The following is a 24,303-nucleotide window of genomic DNA, read 5'->3' on the forward strand; positions in this document are numbered from 1 at the left end:
GCGCCGCAGAGCCTAGTGCACGTGATCGGCTCCCGTCGCTCGGTTCGATCACGGTGGTACGGTGACCCGATGTCGAGACCTGACAGCACGGTCCACGGCGGCGCGATGCCTCTTTCGAGCGCCCAGCAGCGGCAGTTGGTGGCCGACCGGACTCTCCTCGACCCTCCGGACCACGTGGTGCTCGGCTGGCATGTGGACGGCCCCCTGGACCTGACGGCACTGCGCGCGGCGGTGGCCGCACTTGTCGCACGGTATCCGGCCCTGCGCACTCGCATGAGCGCGCACGAGGCCATACCCACGCAGTCCGTGTCCGACGCCACGGACTTCGAGCTGACGGTCCTCCCTCAACTGCCGTGCACGGAACCGGAGGAAGCCGTCGCAGCGGCGACGGCGCGGCCCTTCGACCTGGTGCGTGGTCCGCTCGTGCGGGTCGTCGTCTGCGGGCAGGGCGACGACACGGAGTTGTCGGTGGCTGTGCCTCGCATCGTCTGCGACCACCACTCCGCCGGACTCCTGTCGGCCGAACTCCCCGCCCTGTACCGGGCGGTGCTCGCCGATGAGCCGCTGCCGAGCCCGCAGGCCCCGCCCCGTTCCACGACTGGAGCGGCGCCACGACGCGGGCGTGCGGATGCCGGACTCGCCTACTGGCGTGCCAGGTTGGCCGACTTGCCGTCGGGCGCCGAGCTGCCGGTCGATCTGCCGCGGCCGCCCGTCCATACCCAGCGATGCCGGACCGTCTTCGTGGACGTACCCGGTGACGCCGTGCGTCGGCTGGTCGGCCAAGGGGGCGTGCAGGAGGCGGTGTTCGCCGTGTTCGGCGCCGCCCTTACCGCCCTGCTCGCCCGGTACTCCCGTTCGCGCGACATCGTGTTCGCCACGGAGACACCCGCCGCGAGAGCGCCGGAGGACCGTGGCGTCGTGGGCTGCCTGTCGCCGCTGCTGCCCCTGCGCGTCGACGCCTCCGACGACCCGTCGCTGCGTGACCTCATCGGCCGGGTGGGCGAGGCCGCGAGGAGCGCGAGCGAGCAGGCGCACGTCCCCTTCCAGGCGCTGGTCGCGGAGCTGGCCCCGGAACGTGGGGCGAGCCGCCACCCGCTGGCCCAAGTGGCCCTGGAGGCACGGCCGGTGCTACCCGAGGGGGAAACCCTGGCACACTCCCGGTCGGACGGCGGAGCCCGTCCGGCGGGGGACCTGAGGCCCCGGCTCGTCGCACCGTCACGGTCCCCGTTCGACGTGGCCGTCACCGTGGCCGTCACCGGGTCCGGGTCCAGATCCGGGTCCGGGGACGCGTACCCGTACACGTACACCATCGCATTCAGCTGCAATGCGGGCCTGTTCGGCGCCGACGCGGCGGACCGCATGGCCGGGCACTTCCGGCGCCTCCTCACCGACGGGCTCGCACACCCCGACCGGCCGCTGTCCCGCCTCGATCTGCTCGGCCGGGAGGAGTACGACGCCACCGTCGTCACGCCCAACCGAACCGCCCCCACCCCTGTGGCGACGGTGCTCGACCTGTTCGACCGCCAAGTCGCGACCGTCGGCGCGCACACCGCGCTGTGGAGCCCGCCCCGGCAGCACACCTACGCCGAACTCGACACGGTGGCCCAGGTGTTGGCCGACCGCCTAGTCGAGTTCGGCATCCGGCTGGACGACCGGGTCGCGCTCCTGCTGCCGCGCGGCCCGGAGCAGGTGATCGCGATGCTCGCCGTCCTCAAGGCGGGCGGCGCGTACGTCCCGCTGGACTCCGCTCACCCTCGGGAGCGGATCGAGTTCGTCCTGCGCGACAGCGGGGCACGGCTGCTGCTGACCACCCGCGGGCTCTCCACAACCGCCCCCGAGGGCATCGAGCGGCTCTACGTCGACGAACCGCCGCCCGAGCCGCTGTCCGAGCCGCCACCCGGGCCGGCTGGCCACCTTCCCCGGCCCGGCGTCGCGGTGTCCCCGGACAACCTCGCCTACATCATCTACACGTCCGGTTCCACCGGAGTACCGAAGGGAGTGGCGGTCACACATCGCTGCGTCGTACGCCTGGTGTGCGGCCTCGACACCGTCGACGTACGCCCTTCAGACACGCTGCTGATGCTCGCGCCCACCGCCTTCGACGCGTCGACATTCGAGGTGTGGGGAGCGCTGTGCAAGGGAGCGCGCCTCGCCATCCATCCCCCCGGGCCCGTCGGACCGCGCGAACTGGGCGCGGAACTCCGCCGGTTGAAGGTGACGGTGCTGTGGCTCACCGCGCAGCTCGCGAACCTGGTGGCGGACGCGTCCCCTACGGCGCTGGTCTCCCTGCGCACCCTCGTCGTCGGTGGTGAGGCGCTGTCGGTGCCGCACCTGCGCACCTTGCTGCGCGCCGCCCCCGGCCTGCGCATCGTCAACGGCTACGGCCCGACCGAGACCACCACGTTCGCCACGACCCACCCGGTGGCCGCCGACCGGCTCGACGAGGCCACCGGCGTACCGATCGGCCGCCCCCTCGGCGGCACCCGCTGCTACATCGTCGACGACACCGGCCAGCCCGTGCCGGTGGGCGTCCACGGGGAACTGCTGGTCGGGGGTGACGGCGTCGCCAGGGGCTATCTGGGGCGCCCCGCCCTGACCGCCGAACGGTTCGTGCCCGACCCGTTCGGACCGCCCGGAGGCAGGCTGTACCGCACCGGAGACCTGGCCCGCCGGCGCGGCGACGGCGTCATAGAGTTCGCGGGCCGCATCGACGACCAGGTCAAGCTGCGCGGCTTCCGCATCGAACCGGGCGAGGTCCGGGCGGCGCTGGCGGCCCACCCGGCCGTGCGCGATGCCTTCGTCACCGTGAGCGGCAGCGGCCTCGCGGCCCAGTTGGTCGCGTACGTGGTGGCCGAGTGCGGCGAGGGCATGGGAGACGCGGACCCCGCCGCGCTGCGGGCGTATCTGCGCCTGCGGCTGCCCGAACCACTGATCCCCGCGCGGTTCGTACCGCTCGGCGAACTGCCGCTGACCGCCAACGGCAAGGTGGACCGCCGCGCGCTGCCCGACCCACTGCCCCCGCGGCGCGCCCCGGGCGGCCGAGCCCTGGAATCGCCGTGGGAGAAGACCATCGGCGGCATCTGGACCACCGTCCTCGGCCGGGCGCCCGCCCACGTCGGCGAGGACTTCTTCGCACTCGGCGGCACATCCCTCGATCTGCTGCGGGTGGCCGCCGAGTTCGCGGAGCGCCACGGCACCACCGTGCCACTGCCGACACTGCTGCGGCTGCGGACCGTGGCCGAACTGGCCGACGCGCTGGCCTCGGCCGACGTCAGCGCATCGGACCGCCGGTGACGTACAGCAGGTGTCCCGAGACGAAACCGGCGCCCTCGCCGACGAGGAACGCCACGGCGTGCGCCACGTCCTCGGGCTGCCCCACCCGCCGCACCGGCGTCTGTGCCGCCACCATCTGCTGGAGCTTGCCGAAGTCCATGCCCATCCGCTTGGCGGTCCCTGCCGTCATGTCGGTGGCGATGTAGCCCGGGGCCACCGCGTTCACGGTCACCCCGTACGGGCCCAGCTCGATCGCGAGGGTGCGCGTGAGGCCGTCGATCCCGGCCTTGGCCGCCGCGTAGTTGGCCTGGTCGCGGTTGCCGAGCGCCGAGGAGCTGGAGAAGTTGACGATGCGCCCCCAGCCGTGCTCCAGCAGGTAGGGGCGGACGGCCTGGCACATCAGGAACGGGCCGCGCAGGTTCACGTCCACGACGCTGTCCCAGTCGTCGAGCGACAGGTCCTGCATCGGCCGGTCCCTGATGACGCCCGCGTTGTTGACCAGGATGTCGGGCGGCCCCAGCTCGGCCGCGACGGCCGCCAGCGACCCCTTGGCCTGGTCCGGGTCGCCGACATCGGCGACGACGGCGTGCGCGGTGCCCCCGGCCGCGCGGATCCGCTCCACGGTCCGAGCGGCGGCCTCGCCGTCGATGTCGAGGACGCCGACCGCCGCTCCGTCGGCGGCCAGGCGCAGCGCGGTGGCGGCGCCGATGCCACGACCGGCGCCGGTGACCACCGCTGTGTGGGGTGTCGTCATGCGTTCCTCGACTCCGTCCGGCGGTGCGCGGGCTCGGCGGCCAGGGCCGCGCGGATGATGCCGGCCACCGCCTCGCCCTGCTCGACCAGGTAGAAGTGGCCCCCGGGCAGCCGGTGGGAGGACCAGGCGCCCTTGGTGACCTCGGCCCATTCGGCGAGATCCTCCGAACCCGCGGGCGTGGGGTCGTCCTCGCCGTTCAGCACGGTGATCGGTGCCTGGACCGGCGGCCCGGCGACCATGCCGGTCAGGACCACCCCGAGGTCCGCCCTGATCACCCGCAGCACCATGTCCCGCAGCTCCGGGTAGCGCAACAGCCCCTCGTAGTTGGGCGCGCCGGTCGCGCCGAGCGCGTCCAGGATGGTCTCGTCGGACGCGTCCGTGGGGAACGTGGACGTCGGCCGCTGGGAAGGCCCGCCGTGCCCGGAGACGAACACATGGGCCACCGGTACGCCGATCTCCTCCAGCGCGCGGCAGAGGTTGACCGAGAGCACCGCGCCCATGCTGTGCCCGAAGAGGGCGACGCGCGGGAGACCCGCCCTCTCGACCACCCGGGCGAGATCGCCGACCAGCATCGCGTGGTCGGTGTACGGCGGCTCCGTCAAACGGGTCTCCCGGCCCGGCAGCTGCACGGGGACCACATCGACACCGGCCGCGTCGAGCGCCGCGAGCCACGCCCGGTAGCTCGACGCGTTGCCGCCGCTGTGCGGCAGGCACAGCAACTGCGTGTCGCGCCAGGGCCGTTCGAGGCCGCCCAGGAACCAGCGTTCCACGTCGCCGAAGGAGACGTCCGGTTCGACGTCGGCTCTCATTCCACTACCTCCGTGATCCATCCCTGCACTTCCGTGTTCGGTACGAGTCCGCCGCGTCAGGGCGGGCCGCCGTCGCCCAGTTCCGACAGGCGGCGCCGTGGGTCGGCCAGGGTCGCCCGCAGTGTCTGCCGGAAGGCGTCCACCAGGCGTCCCGCGGACGAAGCGGTGAAGAGGTCCGTGTTGAACTCGACCGTGCAGGCCAGCGCGTCGCCCTGCCGGGTGACCGCGATGTCCAGGTCGAACTTGGCCGTTCCGGTGTCGACGTCAATCACTTCTGTCACGAGCCCCGGGATGTCCGGCAGCGCGCTCGTCGTGTCGTCCACATGGAAGACCACGTCGAAGAGCGGGGTGCGGCCGAGCGTGCGGGACGGCAGGAGTTCCTCCACGATCCGGTCGAACGGCAGCTCCTGGTGGATGTATCCGGCCAGGGCGGTCTCGCGCGTCCGGGCGAGCAGCTCGGTGAAGGAGGGGTCACCCGACAGATCGGCCCGCAGGACCAGCGTATTGACGAAGAATCCGACCAGCGGGGCCAGTTCGGGCCGCGAGCGCTGCGACACCGGCGTGCCGATGCCGAAGTCCCGCTGCCCGCTGAGCCGGCCGAGCGTGGTTTGCGCCGCGGCGAGGAGCACCATGAAGTCGGTGGCGCCGTGCGCCCGTGCCACCTCGCCGAGGCGCGCCGTGTCCGCGGGGCCGAGGAGACCGGCCCGGTGCCTGCCGCCCGCCGTGCCGCGTATCCGCGGCCGGGGCCTGTCGGTGGGCAGTTCCAGGGCGGGCAGGTCCCGCAGCTGGTCCCGCCAGTATCCGAGGTCGGCGTCCTCGACCTCGGGCATCCGCTGCCGCTGTCGGCGCGCGTAGTCGGCGTACTGAACGGGCAGCGCGTCCAGACGCTCCGCCCGGCCGTCCACGTACGCCCCGTACAGGCGCCCCGTCTCGGCGAGCAGCAGCCGGAACGACTCGGCGTCGACGGCCGCGTGGTGTGCCACGAGCGACAGCAGGTGCTCGTCGGCCGTGACGCGCAGCACCTGGGCGCGGATCAGCGGCCCCTGGTCGAGCCGGAACGGCAGCCGTGCCGCCTCGGCCGCCGCCCTCTCGGCCGCGGACCGCGCCTGCGGGACGGGCTGCCGCGACAGATCGGTCACGGTCAGGTCGAAGACGTCGGCGGGCCGCACCGTCTGCACGGGCAGGCGGTCCGTGCCCAGCGTGAACCGGGAGCGCAGCACCTCGTGCCGCGCCACCACCTCGCGCAGTGCCGCGCGCAGGGCGGCGGTGTCGAGTTCGCCCCGCAGCCACAGGTTCACGGGCACGTTGTAGTCGGCGCCGCCCGGGTGCAGCTGGTCGAGGAACCACAGGCGCTGCTGCTCGACGGAGAGCGGAGCGGGGGCATCGTCCGGCCCCCGGCGCACCGGGGTGCCGGTGTCGGCCGGGCCGGGAGCCGCCGCTGCCACGGCGGCCGCCAGCTCCGCGACGCGCCGGTGCTCGAAGAGCGTACGGAGCGAGAGGTGGGCGCCCAGCTCCGCGCGCAGCCGTGCGACGACCTGAGCCGCCTGGTAGGAATTGCCGCCGATCACGAAGAAGTCGTCGTCGACGCCGAAGGAGTCGCGGCCGAGAACGTCCGCCCACACCGCGTGGACGGCCTTCTCGACGCCGCCGCGCGGCGCCCGGCCGCCGTCGGCTCCCTGCCGTGGACGCCGTGGCTCGGGCAGCCGTGCCGGATCCACCTTGCCGTTGGACGACACCGGAAGCTCGGCCAGCTCGGTGACGGTCGCGGGGACCATGTAGTCGGGCAGGCGCTGCCGCAGATGGCGGAAGAGGTCCTCGGTGTCGAGGCCGGGCGTGTCGGGGACGACGTACGCGGCCAGTTCCGCCGCTCCGGCCGTACCGTGGCGCCGCACATGCGCGTCCCGTACGCCGGCGTGCCCGCGGACGACCGTGGCGACCTCGCCCAGCTCGATGCGGTGCCCGCGGATCTTCACCTGGTCGTCGTCGCGGCCGAGGAAGTCCAGGGTGCCGTCCGGCAGCCGCCGGACGATGTCGCCCGTGCGGTAGACGCGCTGACCGACGGGCCCGAAGGGGTCCGGGACGAAACGCTCGGCGGTCAGGGCGGGCGCGCCGAGGTAGCCGCGGGCCAGACCGCGCCCGCCGATCCACAGTTCGCCCGGCACGCCGACGGGCACCGGCTCCCCGTGCACGCCCACCACGTACACCCGGGTGTCGCCGATCGGGCGGCCCATCGGTATGGAGGTGACGTCCTCGGCCGGTTCGTGGGCGAGGTGGTGCAGGGTGGTGTTGGTCGCGGACTCGGTGGGGCCGTAGCAGTTCAGGACCCGCAGCCCGGGCAGCTCGCGCATGAGCCGGCGCACATGCGGTACGGACGGCGCCTGCCCACCGATGCCCAACTGCCGTACGCCCCCGAGGAGTCGGGCGTCCGTGTCGACGGTCATCTGCGCCAGCGGGGCGGACAGCCACAGCACGGTCACACCGTGGCGGCGGATGACGTCCCCCAGCTCCACCGGGTCGACCAGCCGCTCGGGCGGAACGACGGTGGACGCGCCGTGCGCCAGGGGCAGCCAGATCTCCAGGTTCGACGCGTCGAAGCTCGGCGGATGCACCATGAGGAAGGTGTCGTCCGGACCGACCGGGGACTGGTCGCAGCCCAGCACGAGCCGGGCGAGCGCCTGATGAGGGACGGCGACGCCCTTGGGCCGGCCGGTCGAGCCCGAGGTGTGGATGACGTACGCGAGGTCGCGCGGATCGGGTCCCGGCGGGTTCTCGGTCGGGCAGGTGTCGAGGCGGGCGCGGTCGTCGTCCAGATCGACGCGGTGGGCCAGGCCCTCCGGCAGTCTGTCCCGTACGTCCCCGCGGCTCACCGCGACGCCGACGCCGCAGTCGGCGAGCAGCAGACGGACGCGTTCGGCGGGGTGGCCGGGGTCGATCGGGAGGTATGCCCCGCCGGCTTTCAGCACCCCGAGCATGGCGGTGATCAGGTCGGCGCTCGGCGGCAGACAGAGCGCGACGAGGACGTCGGGGCCGACGCCGAGGCCCTTCAGATGGTGGGCGAGCCGGTTGGCGGCGGTGTTCAGCTCCCGGTAACTGAGCTGCCCATCGCCTTCCGTCACGGCCACGGCGTCCCCGCGCCGCGCGGCCTGCCGTTCGACGAGCGCGGTGATGGTGTCCACCGGCGTTGTGACGGCCTCCTCGAAGGTGCCGAGCAGTCGGCGCCGCTCCTCGGGGTCGAGGAGGTCGAGCCGGGACAGGCGCCGCCGCGGGTCGGCGAGCGCCGAGCCAAGGATCTGCCGGTAGTGCCCGGCCATGCGGGCCGCCGTCTCGCGGTCGAAGAGGTCGGTGCTGTAGTTGAGGCGTCCGGTGAGGCGTCCGTCCCGCCCGGTCCGCAGCTCCAGGACGAGGTCGAAGGCGGCGGCCCGCTCCTCGACAGGGATCTTGCTGGTCTCGACGCCGTCCAGGCACAGCTGGTCCTCCGGGGCGTCGATCACCTGGAACATCACCTGGACCAGCGGATTGACGCCGAGGTCGCGCCGCACGCCGAGGCCGCTCACCAGATCCTCGAACGGCACCTCGGAGTGGTCGCCCGCGGCCAGCGTCATCCCGGTCACCTGCTGGAGCAGGGCCGTGAAGGACGGGTCGCCCGAGCAGTCGGCGCGCAGCGGCACGGTGTTGACCAGGAAACCGACCAGGTCCTCGACATCGCGCCGGTTGCGGTTGGCGAACGGCGTGCCGACGACGAGGTCCTTGTCGCGCCCGTACCGGGAGAGCTGCGCGAAGAAGGCCGTGAGGAGCGTCATGAACGGTGTGACGCCCGCACGGCCCGCGAAGGCGGCGAGCCGGTCCCCCGTCCCGGGCGGCATGTCGAAGTAGAGGGTGCCTCCCTTGGTGGTGGGCTCAGCCGGGCGCGATCGGTCGGTGGGCAGCTCCACCTGGGCGGGCGCTCCGGCGAGCTGCCGACGCCAGTAGGCGAGGCCCTCGCGATGGGTGTCGCCCCCCAGCGAGGCACGCTGCCGCCGCGCGTAGTCCCGGAAGGTCAGCGTCACCGGAGGCAGGTCGGGTGACAGACCGCGGCGGAACGAGCCGTACAGCGAGCTGAGTTCGCCGAAGAGCACCTCGGTCGAGCGCCCGTCGGCGACCATGTGGTGGATGACCCAGGCGAGGACGTGTTCGCGCGGGCCCCGGCGCACGAGCGTGACCCGGACGAGGGGACCGGCGGCCAGGTCGAACGGCTGCGCGGCCTCCGCGGCGAGCAGCGCGTCGAGGTCCGCCGCGGGCGCCCCGCACAGATCCACGCGGGCGAGCCGCGCCGTCGGCTCCGGGTCGACCACCTGATGGGGCACGCCGCCGGTCGCCACATAGCGGGTGCGCAGCATCTCGTGGCGGACGGACAGTTCGTGCAGGGCGCTGTCCAGCGCGCCGTCGTCCAGTTCCCCGCGCAGCAGGAACACTTCGAGGACGTTGTACGAGGGGTCGCCGGGCCGCAACTGGTCGAGGAACCACAGCCGTTGCTGCGAGGAGGACAGCGGGGCCTCCCCCTCGTCGCCAGCGGCCACGACGGGGGCAGGCGCCCGGGAGGAGCCCGTGGCCGTGCCGCCGGGGTCGGCCCGGTGTCGCTCGATCGCCTCCGCGAGGGCGCCGGGGGTGGGGTTCCGGAAGAACCGGCTCATCGGTATCTCCGCCCCGAAGACCTCGCGCACCCAGGACAGCAGCCGGATCGCGCGGATGCTGTCGCCGCCGGTGGCGAAGAAGTTGGTGTCGGCGGTGACGCGCGCGCCGGGCAGCAGGGTGGCGCAGCCCTCCTCGGCGATACGTCGTACGAGGCGGGCCCGCGGTGACTCCGCCGCGCCCCCGTCCTCGCCCTCGCCCTCGCCCTCGCCGGAACCGTCGCGTCCGCCTGCTGGCGCAGGGTCGTCGGCCCGGGCCGGGGAGGCGGGGCGCAGTGCCGCCAGCGCGGCCAGGTCGACCTTGCCGGAAGCGGTGATCGGTATCTGCGCCACGGTGGTCAGCAGCGCCGGAACCATGTACGAGGGCAGCGTGCCCGCGAGGTGTCGGCGGATCTCGTCGAGGTCGGGGCGCCGGCCGGGAGCGGGGACGACGAAGCCCACGAGCGTGGCGTCGAGGTCGGCGACCACGGCGGCGGAGACTTCGGGCAGCCCGGTGAGCGCGGCCTCGATCTCCCCCAGTTCGACGCGCTGTCCGCGGACCTTGACCTGCCGGTCCCGGCGGCCGAGGAAGACGATGTCGCCGTCCGCCGACCAGCGGGCGAGATCGCCGGTGCGGTAGAGGCGGCCGCCGGGCCGGAACGGGTCGGGCAGGAAACGTTCCGCGGTACGCGCGGCCTGGCCCAGGTATCCGCGGGCCACACCGGCGCCGCCGACGAACAACTCGCCCACCGCGCACGGGGGTACGGGCCGCAGCTCGTCGTCGAGGATGTAGGCCTGGTGGTTGTCGACGGGGACGCCGATGGGCGGCGCGGACCGCCACTGGCCGGTGCATTCCTTGTAGATGACGCCGATGGTGGTCTCGGTCGTCCCGTAGCCGTTGACGAACCGGCGGCCCTTGGACCAGCGGGTGGTGAGTCCACCGGAGAAGGGTTCACCGCCCACCGAGACGAGCCGCAGCCGCGGAACGCGTTCCGGATCCATCAACTCCAGGAGCGCGGGAGGTAGTTCGGCCACCGTGATGCCGCCCTCGGTGAGCGCGCGGGTCAGCCCCTCGACCGAACGCCGGTCGTCGTCGCCGATCATGTGCAGCGAGGAGCCGCTGAGCAGCGCGCAGAAGATCTCGAAGACCGATACGTCGAATCCGGGCGAGGCGTACTGCAACATACGGTCGTCCGGGGTCAGTTCGAAGAGCCGCTGTAGGGACGCGACGAAGTTGAGCGTGCTGTCGTGCTCCACGAGCACCGCGCGGGGCGTACCGGTACTGCCCGAGGTGTACATCGCGTACGCGAGTCGGCGCGGGTCCGTGGGTGCGGGGGCCCACATCGCCTCGTCGGCGGGGACGCCGTCACGATCCTCGTCGTCCAGGTCGATCAGGGCCCACGCGCCGGAGGGCACCCGTCGGCGCAGTGTGGCGTCGGTGACGACCGCCGTGACGCCGGCGCCGCGCAGCAGCGTCTTTAGCCGGGCGGGCGGCACGGCCGGGTCGATCGGCAGCCAGGCGGCGCCCGCGTGCAGCGCGCCGAGGCAGGCCAGGACCCAGCGCTTGTCGTCGCGGGAGACCAGGACGGCGACGAGGTCCTCGGGCCCTGCCCCGGCGGCGCGCAGCCGGTGTCCGATCCGCGCGGCCTCCTCGGCGGCCCTGCGGTAGGTGAGGGTGCCCGCCGCGTCCACCAGCGCGGTCCGGTCGGCGAACTGCCGCCGAGCGTCGTCGAAGGCGTCGGTGAGGGTACCGGGGCGGCGTGGGCGCGCGGTGCGGTTGGGCTCCTCGGTGACCTTGCGCAGTTCGTCGTCGGACAGGGGGCGCAGCGCGGACAGCGGGGCGTCCGGGGCGCTGAGGGAGGCTTCGAGGATGATCTCCGTACTCCGCAGGACCCCCTCGATCAGCTCCGTCTCATGGCGGTCGGGGTCGTATGTGGCGGTCAGGGTACCGGTGGTGGCGAGCGTCAGGTGGACGTCTCCCACGCTGGAGCCGGTGCCGGTGCCGGTCGCGGCGCTGGAGGAGTCGGGCCTGGAGCCGGTGCCGCCGCCCGGCCCGTCGCCGTTACCGGGGTGGCCGCCGCGCAGGATGCGCAGCATCAGAGGCGGCACCGTACCGGCCGGTGGCCGCGCGCCGGTGGCCAGCGCCGCGCCGAGCGCGCGATCAGTGCTGAGGGCGAGGCGGGACAGTGGTCCGGCCGCGTCGACGGGCAGGGCAAGTTGTCGCGGGCCCCTCTCGCCGTCGTCGACGGCGACGAGCAGGTCCGACTCCGCGCAGTACAGCGCCACGGAGGCGAGCAACGCGGCCGACAGGACGGATTCGGTGGCCACGCGGCCCTGCGCGGCGCAGTCGTGCAGGGCTTTGACGGCTGCCTCGCCGAGGGGGCGGACGATGGTGCGGCGGTCGGGCGGGGCGGCCGGTCCGGTGGCTACGGCCCGGGGCAACGCCGTGGGAAGAGCCTGCGGCGCGGGGGCCGGCCGGGGCGGCTCCGCGGGCCGGCCCGACCCGGCGGCGGCGAGACGGATCCGTTCCAGGAATCGCGCGCGCCGGTGTTCGAGGGTCAGCTCCGGGTGCATCGGGCCACTTCCTTCGCGCAGGGATCAGCGCGGGTCCGCGCCGACGGCACGAACCCGACGAGGCGCCTTCCAGGGGTCAGCCGGTCACGGCGTCGGAGTCGACGGCCTCGGCCTTGGCGCGGTCGATCATCGACGCGAGTTCCCGGACCGTGGAGTGCTCGAAGATGAGCGTGAGGGGGAACTCGACGCCCCATTCGTCCCGCAGCTGATACGTCACCAGTGTGGCGGTCATGGAGTGCCCGCCGACGGCGAAGAAGTTGTCGTCGGGGCCGAACGCGTCGTGTTGCAGCACCTCGGCCCAGATGGCCGTCACACGCGCTTCGGTCGGTGTCGGCTCATCGCTCTCGGCGTTCAACACGAAGCTCTCCCCCATGAGTTGGCCAGTCCGGCCCGGCGGCCCTGCGGCGCCATCCGGGTACCGGAGGCATCGTACGTCACGAAGCCGTACGACGTGGAGATCATTCAGAGAACCTTGGCAGCTCAACTTTCCCTGTCCATAAGAACCTTGACCCGCTGGATGCGCCGTGCATAGCCTCAAGCAGCCGACTCGGCTGCACGGGGGGATATCAGGGTCAACTGTCGGCACCGGCCGGCGTCGCACCCTTCGGCGCCTCACGTGGAGCGTCCCTCGAGAGCCGCCCCCTTCCGAGAGGTTTCCCTGTGCTTCGCGTTGCCCTGGTCAACATGCCTTTCGCCGACTGGAATCGCCCGTCGTTCGCCCTCAGCCAACTCGCGGGCCTGGTCGGCCAGGAGTACGCGGACCGGGTCACCGCCGAGGTCCACTACCCCAACGTCGACTTCACGAAGTACTTCGGTGTCGCCACGTACGAGGAGATCTCGGGCGACATGACCCACCTCTACAGCGGGGTGGGGGAATGGCTCTTCCGGCACATCGCCTTCCCCGATGAACCGGACAACGCCGACACGTACTTCAGCCGCTACTACCGCGAGCCGGCGCAAGAGGCGTTCAGAGAGGACCTGTTGCGTTACCGCGACGGCGTCGAGGAGTTTCTGGCCGATCTCATCGACCGCTACGACCTCGCGTCCGCGGACGTCGTCGGACTCACCTCGATGTTCGCGCAGACGGTGCCGGCCCTCGCCCTCGCCAAGATGGTCAAGGACCGCAACCCCGAAGCCGTGATCCTCCTCGGCGGGTCGAACTGCGAGACCTCGATGGGGGCCGTCCTCGCCTCCGAAGTGCCCTATCTGGACTACGTGTTCTCCGGGCCGAGCCTGGTCAGCTTCGCGGCCTTCCTCGATCACATGCTGGCCGGCACGAGAGACGAGATCTCCGGTATCCGGGGCGTCATCAGCCGCGACAACTGCATGTCTCCGCAGGTCCGGCTGAGCGTGGGCCGGGACCGGGACATCAACGACTACGTGCCGCTCGACTACGACGGCTTCGCCACCGCCATGCGCGACGCCGAGGAGACCATCGCGGAGGGCAAGCTCGAACCGACCCTGTTCTTCGAGACCTCGCGCGGTTGCTGGTGGGGGGCGCGCAGCCACTGCTCGTTCTGCGGGCTCAACGACGAGACCATCGGGTTCCGGCAGATGGACCCCGACCTGGCGGTCCGGCAGTTCGAGTGGCTCTTCGGCTTCCACCCGCAGTTCAAGAACTACATGTGCACCGACTACATCCTCCCGAGGAACTACCCGGCGGAGGTGTTCCCGAGGGTGGACGCCCCCGACGACGCGTCCATCTTCTACGAGATCAAACTCCCGCTGAGCGTGCCCCACGTGCAGGCGCTCGCCAAGGCCCGGGTCAACCGCGTCCAGGCCGGGATCGAGGCCGTCAACAGCGAGATGCTCAAGCTGCTCGGCAAGGGCACCACGGCCTTCCAGAGCCTTCAGTTCATGAAGCTCTGCCTCCAGTACGGCATCCACCCGGAGTGGAACCTCCTGGTCGGCGCCCCCCGCGAGCCCGAGGAGATGTACGCCAAGTACGAGCGTGACTTTCCGCTCCTGGCCCATCTCACCCCTCCGACCGGCGCCTTCTTCATCCGCTTCGACCGGTTCAGCCCCTACTTCAACGAACGGGTCAAGTACGGCCTCGACCTGCGCCCGATGGACTTCTATCCGCTGGTCTTCCCCTTCGAACCGCAGCAGCTTGACCAGCTGGCCTACTTCTTCACCGACCATGGGGCGGCGCCGTACGCCCTGCCCGCGCTGAAGTGGTACCCCACCCTTCAGAGGGTGGTGGCCGCATGGCAGACCCAATGGAAGGACGGTGCCGAGCGACCCCGCCTGGAGCTGATCCGGGACGGCGAGGCGTACCACATCGAGGACACCCGGTTCGGCGAGCCGCGGAGGATCCCGGTCGACGCGCGTACGCCGCGTCTGCTCCGTACGCTCAACTCGCCCCGGCGCCGGGACCAGTTGAGCGCTCCGGAGGGCATGAGTGAGGCCGACCTCACCCGGACGCTGGAGCTGTTCCACGACCACCGCATCCTGTTCGAGGAGGAGGGACGCCTGCTCAGCCTGGTCACGGGCGTCGACGCCATCGACTAGAGGAGCCGGTGGACCACAGGCGTGACGCGGCGACGAGGCGAGGGTGATGGAAGCGAGCAGCACGGGCGGGCCGGAACGAACCCCGCAGAAGGAGGCCCCGGCACCCTCCGCCTCGGCACCGGGCGTGGCCTGGCCGCACTTCGGCCGCCTCTGGCTGGCGAGCGCCGTATCCGCTCTCGGCGACGGCGTACGCAACACCGCGCTTCCCCTGCTCGCCCTCTCCTTCACCGACAACCCGGTGCTGCTGTCCCTGACCACCATCGTCACCGCGTTGGGGATGATGATGGCGCCGATCGGCGGGGTGTGGGCCGACATCTTCGACCGGCGGGTCCTGCTGATCGCCATCGACCTGGCGCGGTTCGTCGTCGTCGCGCTGATCGCCGTCGGTGTGGTGACCGACTCGCTCAACCTGCTCTTCGTCTACATCGCCGCGGCGGTGCTCGGCATGGGCGAGTCCGTCTTCCTCGTCACCGCCCAGGCCTTTCTGCCCAAGGTCGTCACCCCTGACCGGCTGACCACGTCCAACGGCCGACTGCACGCGGTGCAGGTGGTGCTCCGGGACAGCGTCGGCCAGCCGCTGGGCGGTGTGCTGTTCGCGTTCGCCGCGGCGGCGCCCTTCATCCTCGACGGCGTCTCGTTCCTGCTCGGCGTCCTGCTGCTGCTGTTCCCGGTGCTGCGCACGGCGCGGACCGATCCGGCCGGGCCGCGGACCAGCTGGTGGCAGATGATCCGCGAGGGCATGCGCTACCTGCGGGAGGACAGGCTGCTGATCCGGCTGGCGGTGATCCTCGGCACGCTGAACTTCTTCACCATGAGCCTCGGTGTGCTGATGGTCCTCTACGTCGTCCAGTGGCTGGACCTCCCGGAGAGCGCGTACGGCTTCTTCCTCGCCGCGAACGCGCTCGGCGGTGTGGTCGGCGGGCTCAGCAGCGACTGGGTGCGGCGCAGGATCGGCGTACTGCCCGGGGCCCTGACGGCACTCGCCGTCATGGGCGTCGCCTGTCTGCTGCTCGGCGGAACCCGAACACCGGCGGTCGCCGCGATCTCCTTCGGGGCGGTCGGCTTCGGCATCGCGACCTGGCAGACGCTGATCACGGCGTTCCGCCAGGCGACCATTCCGCAGGACATTCTGGGGCGCGTGAACGGCGTGTTCCGCCTCCTGTCGGTGTGCGTGTCGCCGTTCGGCGCGATCACCGCGGGTGTCGTCGCCCAGTTCACGGAGATCAACGTTCCGATGCTGGTCTCCGGCGTCGGAATCCTCGCGCTGACCGCGATCAGCGCGAGGCCCCTACTGCGGCTGGGCGCCGCGCAAGCCGTCCGGTGAGCCGGGACCGGCGGTGTGCGGCCACCCAGGGGCCCTGGCCTTGAGGGTCTCGAGGGACTTGAGGGCCTTGAGAGGGCTCAATCCGACGGGTCTGCCGACTTCACTCGTAACGCAGGCGAAGTGACTCCCGTTCGGCTTCCTCGATCTGGTCGACGGTGAGGCCGGGCAGGTTTAGTTGGGCCAGCGTCACCTCGGCGCTGGACGGCTGGGCCTCAGCAGGCACCCACCGCTCCGGTTGCCAGGCGTTGCCGCGCATCAGCGACTTGGGGCAGTGGGGGTAGACCTCCTCGACATGCACCACAATCGCCGTGACCGGCGGCTTTCCGACGGCCGTGAGTTGGTCGAGCAGCTCCGGGCGCGCCGAGACGCAGGCGCGGCCATTGACACGCAACGTGGTCGGGCGGCCGGGAATGAGGAAGAGCAGTCCGACGCGTCCGGTCTGCAACACGTTGTGCAGGGTGTCGAGCCGCTTGTTCCCGGTCGCGTCGGGTATGGCCAAGGTCCGCTCGTCGAGCACCGAGACGAACCCGGCCGGGCCGCCACGCGGCGTCACGTCCGCCCGCCCCTCGGCGTCCGCACTACCGATGAACATCAGCGAGGAACAGCCGATCAGAGCCCGGGCCTCCTCGGTCAGGTGGTCGATCTCCTTGCGGAGCGCGTGCGGGTTCGGCTGCGGGTAGAACTCGCGCAGCTGGTCGGGTCTGGTGAGGGCGTCCGCCTGGAGGGATTCGAAGAGCGAGCCGGATACCCCAGTGTCGATCATCATGTGGATGACCCTAGAAGCTTGCCGAGCAGTGCGGGGGTCAATGGGTGATCCCGCCCGCGTGAACCGGGACGAGCCTCACGCGCTGGCCCTTCCGGGCGATTCGACAGGCGGCGCGGAGAAGGTCATTCCCGTTCCTTCCTGGCATGGCCCGTCGGCTACTACGCCGAGCGTGGGGAACTGTCAGCGGTCGCCGTGAGCGGGAGCCCTGGGGGAACGCCAGTGACCGGCCGGCACTGGCCTTCGGCCGCGAGATGAGTCTGCGTACCGTCGTCAGTCCGCCGCGGCTGCGCCCGATGGCATAGTCAGCCGGCTCGCAGACCGGGGCCTTTGGTGTGGGCCCCGGCCGCGTGCTGGTGAGCGCGCACAAGTGTGGAGTCCCCCCGAGATGCCCTAGGCCATGCCGGTCCGCGTCGGCCTGGGCAGGCAGGGTGGCGCCCCCAGCTGTGCTCGAACCCGCCTAGTCCCGGAGCACCGCCACCGCCTTGTCGAAGGCCGAGTCGCGGTTCTTCGCGAACTCCTCCTTGGTGAAGACCGGCGTACGCAGGTGCGGCGGTATCCCGGCGCCGTCAAAGGTCCGGCCCGAGCGGGTCAGGAATTCCTCGTTCGGGAGCCGGAACGCCATACCGTTGGGGAGTTTGCGGTCGAGTACGTCCGAGAAGACGCCCTGAGTGGGCTCCCCTATGCGGATCGTCCTGCCCGGCCGGTCCATCAGGGCCTGGGTGAACGTCTCGCCCGCGCTCACCGTCGTGCCGCCCGTCAGCACGGCGACCGGGCCGGTGTAGCGGGGGGTGCCCTTGGCGGGCCGTACGGTGATGGGCTGCGGGCGGGTGTACTGGGTGCGCTTGCGGTAGGCGAGGTACGGAGAGCCGGTCAGGCGCTCGGCGATGTGCAGGCCGAGGGCGTCGGAACCGCCGCCGTTGATCCGCAGGTCGATGATCAGCCCCTTGAGGGAGGCCGTGCGCTCAGGGGTGAGGACGGTGTCCAGGGCGTTGTCGAGTTCGGCGAGCTGAGCGGCGTACGAACGGTCCTTCGTGTTGTAGGCGGCGAACCCGGAGATGCGCAGATAGCCCTGCCTGCCCGGCAGATCCGCATAACTGATGCGATCGTTGGCGAATTCCTGCGGCTTCTTGCCCTTGAGGTCGCGCCGGACGATGTGGTTCTTGACTTTGGTGTCCAGCTCCTTACTGGGCACGGTCGTCCCAGGGCGGATCTGGTAGAACCTGCGCTCGCCGTCAATGACGGCGACATGCGCGTCGTACAGCGGCTTCACCATCTTGCTGAAGAGGGCGAAGAGTTCGTCCCTCGACGTGTCGGCGTGCACCTTGGGCCGGTACGTGTCCCGTACGGCGTGCCAGTCGATTCCCTTGGCGGCGAAGAAGGGGTAGTTCTCCTCGAAGGACTGCCAGAAGACATCGAATGCCGTCACCGGATCCTTGGGCATCGGGCGGTCGCGGCGGCAGGTTTCGGGAAGTTCCGCGACGCGCCGCAGCTCCCGGTCACCCGCCGAACCGGCCACATGCAGGGAACCCGTTGGCAGGACGGTCAGGACAGTCCCATCCGCAGCGCGGTACTCGCCCGGTGCCGTCTGCTGCGCGGAGTCGCCCTTCAGACAGCTGATATCGGTCGTCTGGTACTCCTGCAAGCGGCCGTCCGCGATGGAAAGGACGGTGCCGTAGCCCTCCACACGCCATACGCCGTCGACGGACGTCGGCTGCTCGGCCCCGCGAGTCCCTTGAGTCGCTGCGGCGGGCGCGATCGCGCCTCCCGAAAGGGCCAACACCACGGCTACCGTCGCGGCCTTCGAGCTCCTGTGTCGCACCGTCTTCCTCTCTCTGTACGCGACTTGCGTCAGAGGACCGACGATCCCGGACCGACCGCCCTCGAACCATCCGGCGGGCTGGTTGATCAAGAGGGGGGATATCCCCATGTCGGCAAGGGGCCGGCACTGCGGCGAACGGTAGGACGGCATGTCCATCCCACCTGCCTCTCTGCTGGAACGCCCGGGCTGTGACGGCCACCAGCAGGAGCGGCGCCACTACGGCGGCGAGGTTTCCTGACAAGCATGCGATCAGGTGGGCTTGGCGCAACCCGCCGGAACACGGGCCTGAATCCGCCAGCTGGCCGCAGCAGCCGTCACGATCAGCACGGGGACGAGCACAAGCGCCGTCGGGCTTCCTTGCGTATCGGCGAGGTAGGCGAACAAGGCTGCCCCTGCCGCACCGCCCACCATGTCGAGGGTACTGAGCCAGGACATGGTCTCGGTGACCTGTCCAGCCGGGGCCAGATCGCCTCCCGTGGTGCGCAGGACGGCAAAGAGAGACCCGATGACGAGGCCGGCGACCGGGCACACCATGAGGACCGCCATCGGCGAGAGCCGTGCGGCCACAGCCAGAGCGGCACATCCGAGGGCGAACAGGCCAAGCAGGGCCGGAAGTAGGAGCCTGCGCGGAAGCCACTTCGTGGCCGTGCCCAGAGCAAAGCTCCCCACAACGCTGCCGACCGCAAGACTGCCCAGATACCAGCCAGTCAGTTCGGCCGCGTGCTCCTGGCGCGCGTAGACCGCAAGCACCACGTCCACGGCCGTCACCGCCATGACGAAGAGCGCATCGGCAGCCAGCAATCGCCGTAACGGCGACGACGTCAAAGGGCCCAGCCAATGGCCGGCCGTGGTCGAAGGCGCGAGAGCCGCAGGGGACTTGATCACCACCAGTGCGACGGTGGTGACCGTCATCGCCGTGATGACCGCATACGGCAGGAGCGGCGAGAGCGACAAGCTGAGCCAGGCGGCGAACACCGGACCGATGATCAGCGCGGCCCCCATCATGGAAGCGTCGAGCGCCATGGCCGTGTTCAGGGTTGTGCTGGTGGTGACGCTGCGCCAGGCGGAACGCATCATGACGGCGACGGGTGGAGCAGTCGCGCCGACGGCTGCGGCCAGTAGGCACATCAACGTGGCGTTACCGCCGCTGCGCACCGTCAGGATCACGGCGACGGTGGCGGTGAGATGGGCGGCAAGGCAGCCGCGCAGGACCGGGCGGACCGGACAGCGGTCGATGAGCCGTCCGCGTAACGGCGCGGTCAGACCCTGGCCGAGGGTGGAGCAGCTCACCGCCAGTCCGGCGACCCCGTATGAATAGGCGCTGCTGGCCAGGAGCAGCAGGCTCAGGCTGGTCATGCTCGCGGCCAGCTTCGATGTCGTGCCGATGGTGGCCAGCCGCCAGAAGCCGGGCACGCGCATCAAGGTCCGGTATTCGGCGAAGAACCGATGCGGAGCCGGGTGGCCCGGTCTTGTGGCGGTGGGCGTGGTGTGTCGTCGGCTCACCGCTGCGGTATCCGGGTACGGAGTGCCTGGGCGGTCCAGGTGAGCGCGGGCTCCAGACTCCCGGGGGCGGGCCAGTTGTTGATGACGGCGAGCAAGCACAGGTACCGGTCCCGGCGCGGGTCGTTCATCTGCTCCAGCCGGGCGGCAAGGCGCCGGTAGATCGCGTGGGGGTCGTGCGAGGCCGGGCTGCCAAGGATGCGTGCGTAGTGGGCCACGAGTGCGGTCACGATCGGCTCCGCCTCGGCCGAGTGCGGTTCGACACCGGCCTCCAGGGCCGGTGTCACCTGAGCCCGGACAGCTTCGGCGAGGATCCGGGGCAGGCCCGTGACGTCGTCCGTGGCCCGGTCGGCCGCCAGATCCTGGGCCATGCCGTGCAACGTGGAGCGGAATTCTTCGTTCTGGGACAGCTCGGCCAGCTCCACCCACGCCTCGATCTGCTCGGGTTGGGGGTCGTCGGGCAGTTCGGGTGTCAGCGAGCGGGTGACCGCCGCGAACGCGGGGTGATCATGCAGGCCGTCGAACACGGCGCCGAGGAAGTCGTCGACCAGACACTGCCGTTCGGCTTCCGAGAGACACGCCAGCTTGTGCATGAGGCCCAGTTCCTGGGGAGTCGAGCCGCGCCGGGCCACCGCCGTCAGCACGGCGCGGCGCTGCCGCAGGACGCGGATCTGCACATCCAGGGCCTCGGCATGCGTCGCCGCGACGTCTGTCAGCGAGGCCTCCCGGTCCATGACCTTGCGGATCGTGGCCAGATCGAGTCCCAACTCGCGCCGGGTGCGTACGAGTTCGATGCGCGCGATGGCATCGGCACCGTACCGGCGGTACCCGGCAGGGGTGCGGTCGGTCGGCGGCACGATCCCGGTGTCTGCGTAGAACCGGATGGCCTTCACCGTCAAACCCGTCCGCCGAGCCAGATCACCGATCGAGTAGAGCGTCTCACCGTTCATGCCCCCACCCTCAGGTCTCCCCCTACGGGAGACTCAAGCCTCACGACCACCACGGTGCCCTACCCAGCAAAGCCGTGAACGGGCTCAGAGGCGATAAGAGCGAGCCGCCTGGTACGGCAATCTCATGAGGGGGCTCGAAGAAGGTTCTGCCCGCAGTGTGACAGGGGGCACCGCGGGCGCGACGCCCCTCTGACCGGCTGCCCTTCACCGCACGGTCAGCACCAGCTTTCCCGCGGTGCGGCCCGTGCCGCCACGTTCGTGCGCCTTCGCCGCGTCCGCCAGTTCGAACGTACCGGCGATCTCGGCGCGCAGTCTGCCGTCGGCCGCGAGGTGGGCGATCGCCTGCATCCCGGCGTGGTCGTCCTCCACCAGCATGACCTGCGCCCGGACACCGAGCCGGGCCGCCTGCTGGATGAGCGCGGGGTTGCCGTCGTCGAGTCGGAGGGAGACCAGGATGCCGCCGGGACGCAGGCTGCGCAGGGAGCGGATGGCGTGGTCGCTGCCTTGGGAGTCCAGGACGACGTCGGCGTCACGGACGGCCTCGGTGATGTCCGTGGTGCGGTAGTCGAGGACCTCGTCGGCCCCCAAGGCGCGTACGAAGTCGTGCTTCGGGGCGCTCGCGGTTCCGATCACGTGTGCTTGTCGGGCCTTGGCGATCTGTACGGCGAGGTGACCGACGCCGCCCGCCGCCGCGTGGATCAGTACCCGCTGGCCGGCTTCGAGGCGGGCGGTGTCGACCAGGGCCTGCCAGGCGGTGAGGGCGGCGAGCGGCAGGGCGCCGGCCTGCACGTGGTCGATGGCGGCCGGTTTCGGGGCGAAGGCGCGGGCGGGACCGGTGACGTATTCGGCGTGCGTGCCCGCCCCGTACGGGTACGGCAGCATGCCGAAGACCTCGTCGCCCGGAGCGAAGAGGGCGAGGCCTCGGCGCGGCTCCCGGCTGCGGTAGCGGACGCGCTCGCCCTGATCCCCGCCGATGCGCGCATCGTGTCCATCTGCACCGGCGCCTTCACGCTCGCCGCGGCCGGACTGCTGGAGGGGCGTGTGGCCACGACGCATTGGAAACTGGCGGACCGGTTCCGGGAGTTGTTCCCCACGGTGGCCCTGGACGCGGACGTACTGTTCGTCGACGACGGCAACATCCTCACCTCGGCCGGTGCCGCCTCCGGCGTGGACATGTGCCTGCACCTCGTCCGCAAGGACCACGGCAGCGAGGTGGCGAACCGCGTCGCGCGCCGGTGCGTGGTGCCGCCGTGGCGGGAGGGCGGTCAGGCCCAGTACATCGAACAGCCGGTGCCCGAGCCGTCCGTGGCCGGCACGGCGGCGACGCGGGAGTGGGCCCTGAGGCGGCTGGAGGAGCCGCTGACGCTGGCCGACCTCGCCGACCAGGCCCGGATGAGTCTGCGGACGTTCATCCGACGGTTCGGGGACGAGGTGGGGACGAGCCCGGGACGGTGGCTGACCCAGCAGCGGGTCGCCCGGGCGCGGGAGTTGCTGGAGACCAGCGATCTGTCCGTCGAGCAGATCGCCGCCCGGGTCGGATTCGCCACGTCCGCGTCCCTGCGCCAGCACCTGCGCACCGCGATCGGCGTCTCCCCCCAGGCCTACCGCCGCACCTTCCAGAGCGCGGGCGACCGCTGAACTCCCCCGGGCTGACGGCCCGCTGAGCCCATGCGCTCAAGATCCCGGGCGGCCGCAGCGCCGCCCGCCGGGCGGGGAGAAGAAGCGAGCGCGCTGCCGCACTGGTCTGGCCTTACATCTGTGATTTCAGTACGTCGACCTCGCAGCCCGGTGCGGACGGGTCGAAGCCGTGCTCGATCAGCCAGCGGACCCCCAGGAGGCTGCGCAACGACCACCACGCGCGCATCACGTCTAGGTCGACGTCGGTGCCATAGCCGACGACGACGTCTCCGAGGTGCTCTGGGTGTCCGAGCGTCAAGGTGGCGAGGTCGTACAGGGCATCGCCCCGGCCCGCCTCGGACCAGTCGATGATGCCCGTGATCTCGTCGCCGACCGCGAATACGTGAGCGATCTGTAGGTCGCCGTGCGTGAACACCGAAGGGAACGGCCGGAGCGCGGCCTCGGCGACCTGGCGGTTGCGGGTGACCAGGTCGGCCGGCAGGACGCCGTGCGTCACGAGCCACTCGCACTCACCGTCGAGTTCCGCCGTCAACGCGTCGACGCTCCGGCCGGCCCTGCCGGGGCGGGGCGGCGACGGGGCGTCATGCAACTGTCGGATGGCGGCGCCCGCCGCGGCCCACGCCGCAGGCGAGGCGGTCGACGACTCGCCGAGGCGGCCGAGCGCCGTCCCCGGCACAGCGGCGATCGCGAGCACGGGCGGCTTGCGCCACAGGATCTCCGGGGTCGGGACCGGCGCCAGGGCCATCGCCTCGACCTCGACGTCGATGCGCGCCTGGTCGGCGTCCACCTTCAGGAACACGTCGCCTACGCGCAGGGTCACGCGCTCGCGATGGGCGACGACCACCTCGACCTCATCCATGACGACCGGCATCCTCATCCATGGCGACCAGCATCCCGGACGATCGTCGACATCGCCGGGAATATTTCCTGCGAGCGGTCGGCTGCCCGTGGCTCGCAACCCGTCGCCATTTCGTTTGGTGTGATCTTGCGGCAGTCTGGACCGGTGACTTCTTCGCTTGTGAAGCGGATGGCGCCGGATGACCTGTGGGGGGTGTTCGAGCGGGTGGTCCCGCCGGCACCGGGGCGCCCGCAAGGCGGCGGTCGGCGACGGCACGGGGACCGGCAGGTGCTGGCCGCCATCATCTTCGTCGCCACCTCGGGGTGCACGTGGAATCAACTGCCGCCGGGCTTCGGCCTCTCGGGGGTGACCGCCTTCCGCCGGTTCACCGAGTGGACCGAGGCCAGGGTGTGGGCCGAGCTCCACCGCCTGGTGCTCGACGAGCCCGGCCGGCGCGGCGAACTGGACGAGTGGTCGCGGTGCGCGATCGAGTCGGTCTGTATCCGCGCCCTCAAGGGGGACGGTTGACGGGGACCGACTGGGCTACGACCGCTCCCACCTGCGGCGCTGGCTCTCCTTTCGCCACCACCCACATATGCCACCGCACGCTCGCCAAATGAAATGACGTCTTATGGGTTGTCGGCAGCCGTGGAGGCATGGCGACCGCCGTCGATGGGTCTTAAGTCCTATGTACGGCCGACTTGACGATCTGACAGCCTGCCCGTAGTTGTGATCCGCCGCTCGGGAGGGCTGGAGTGTTGTGAGCGGCCCCCGGTGGTTGGGTTTTCTATGTCCCCGTTTCGGTGTGTGTGGTCCCGCGTGTCGGGGGGCGGGTGTGTGCCGCGTAGCTGGTGTGCGGTGGTGCTGCCGCGCGCGCGGTGAGTGGTAGTCGTCAAGGACC

The 24,303-nt window shown here is 71.3% G+C and carries 13 protein-coding genes and 2 pseudogenes; 5 read left to right on the plus strand and 10 right to left on the minus strand.

Annotated elements, in window-relative coordinates; translation table 11 throughout:
* Nucleotides 1-69: 69 nt before the first annotated feature.
* Nucleotides 70-3,294 (plus strand): non-ribosomal peptide synthetase, encoded by a 3,225-nt coding sequence (locus IG54_RS0128570; protein WP_078594605.1) that lies wholly within the window; start codon nucleotides 70-72, stop codon nucleotides 3,292-3,294.
* Here IG54_RS0128570 and IG54_RS0128575 read toward each other — a convergent pair.
* From IG54_RS0128575 to IG54_RS0128590, 4 genes are all read right to left on the minus strand, one after another.
* Nucleotides 3,272-4,027: an SDR family NAD(P)-dependent oxidoreductase gene (locus IG54_RS0128575; protein WP_030790717.1), complete on the minus strand. Its 756-nt coding sequence runs from the start codon at nucleotides 4,025-4,027 to the stop codon at nucleotides 3,272-3,274. The two genes, IG54_RS0128570 and IG54_RS0128575, sit on opposite strands and share 23 nt — an antisense overlap.
* A complete protein-coding gene (locus IG54_RS0128580) occupies nucleotides 4,024-4,836 on the minus strand; it encodes a thioesterase II family protein (protein ID WP_051820090.1) in 813 nt (270 codons plus the stop codon). Before IG54_RS0128580 ends, IG54_RS0128575 begins: the two co-directional genes overlap by 4 nt.
* Before the next feature lie 56 nt (nucleotides 4,837-4,892).
* On the minus strand, nucleotides 4,893-12,056 hold the full coding sequence (locus tag IG54_RS0128585) for an amino acid adenylation domain-containing protein (RefSeq protein ID WP_051820092.1): 7,164 nt from the start codon (nucleotides 12,054-12,056) through the stop codon (nucleotides 4,893-4,895).
* A gap of 76 nt (nucleotides 12,057-12,132) precedes the next feature.
* Nucleotides 12,133-12,414 carry a phosphopantetheine-binding protein gene (locus IG54_RS0128590; protein WP_158708938.1) on the minus strand — a complete coding sequence of 94 codons (282 nt, stop codon included), beginning with the start codon at nucleotides 12,412-12,414 and terminating at the stop codon, nucleotides 12,133-12,135.
* Nucleotides 12,415-12,716: 302 nt separating this feature from the next.
* Here IG54_RS0128590 and IG54_RS0128595 point away from each other — a divergent pair, with 302 nt between their 5' ends.
* The gene (locus IG54_RS0128595; protein WP_051820094.1) at nucleotides 12,717-14,567 is read left to right on the plus strand and encodes a RiPP maturation radical SAM C-methyltransferase; all 1,851 of its coding nucleotides are present in this window, start codon (nucleotides 12,717-12,719) and stop codon (nucleotides 14,565-14,567) included.
* A gap of 46 nt (nucleotides 14,568-14,613) precedes the next feature.
* Entirely contained in the window at nucleotides 14,614-15,891 is a 1,278-nt protein-coding gene (locus IG54_RS0128600) for an MFS transporter (RefSeq protein ID WP_078594609.1), read from the plus strand.
* 100 nt (nucleotides 15,892-15,991) lie between these two features.
* Here the strand turns inward: IG54_RS0128600 and IG54_RS0128605 are convergent, their stop codons facing one another.
* The 5 genes and pseudogenes from IG54_RS0128605 to IG54_RS0128625 form a co-directional block, all read right to left on the minus strand.
* Entirely contained in the window at nucleotides 15,992-16,657 is a 666-nt protein-coding gene (locus IG54_RS0128605) for an MSMEG_1061 family FMN-dependent PPOX-type flavoprotein (RefSeq protein ID WP_030790737.1), read from the minus strand.
* A gap of 457 nt (nucleotides 16,658-17,114) precedes the next feature.
* Nucleotides 17,115-18,437, minus strand: coding sequence for a S41 family peptidase (locus IG54_RS0128610; RefSeq protein WP_234336376.1), 1,323 nt, complete (start codon nucleotides 18,435-18,437; stop codon nucleotides 17,115-17,117).
* 288 nt (nucleotides 18,438-18,725) lie between these two features.
* A complete protein-coding gene (locus IG54_RS0128615) occupies nucleotides 18,726-19,979 on the minus strand; it encodes an MFS transporter (RefSeq protein WP_234336377.1) in 1,254 nt (417 codons plus the stop codon).
* A complete protein-coding gene (locus IG54_RS0128620) occupies nucleotides 19,976-20,926 on the minus strand; it encodes a MerR family transcriptional regulator (protein WP_030790746.1) in 951 nt (316 codons plus the stop codon). Before IG54_RS0128620 ends, IG54_RS0128615 begins: the two co-directional genes overlap by 4 nt.
* 204 nt (nucleotides 20,927-21,130) lie before the next feature.
* Nucleotides 21,131-21,847 (minus strand): annotated as a pseudogene (locus IG54_RS0128625) (NADP-dependent oxidoreductase); the annotation flags it as partial.
* Here IG54_RS0128625 and IG54_RS0128630 point away from each other — a divergent pair.
* Nucleotides 21,776-22,564 (plus strand): GlxA family transcriptional regulator, encoded by a 789-nt coding sequence (locus tag IG54_RS0128630; RefSeq protein WP_234336378.1) that lies wholly within the window; start codon nucleotides 21,776-21,778, stop codon nucleotides 22,562-22,564. The pseudogene IG54_RS0128625 and the gene IG54_RS0128630 sit on opposite strands and share 72 nt — an antisense overlap.
* A 112-nt stretch (nucleotides 22,565-22,676) precedes the next feature.
* Here IG54_RS0128630 and IG54_RS0128635 read toward each other — a convergent pair whose 3' ends face one another.
* Nucleotides 22,677-23,423 carry a phosphotransferase family protein gene (locus tag IG54_RS0128635; protein ID WP_030790755.1) on the minus strand — a complete coding sequence of 249 codons (747 nt, stop codon included), beginning with the start codon at nucleotides 23,421-23,423 and terminating at the stop codon, nucleotides 22,677-22,679.
* A 144-nt stretch (nucleotides 23,424-23,567) separates the two neighbouring features.
* On the opposite strand from IG54_RS0128635, the pseudogene IG54_RS0128640 reads away from it, so the two are divergent.
* Nucleotides 23,568-23,921, plus strand: a pseudogene (locus IG54_RS0128640) (transposase); the annotation flags it as partial.
* Between the last annotated feature and the right edge of the window lie 382 nt (nucleotides 23,922-24,303).

It is taken from the genome of Streptomyces sp. NRRL S-920 (genome assembly GCF_000717945.1).
In the GTDB taxonomy this organism is placed as follows: Bacteria; Actinomycetota; Actinomycetes; order Streptomycetales; family Streptomycetaceae; genus Streptomyces; species Streptomyces alboniger.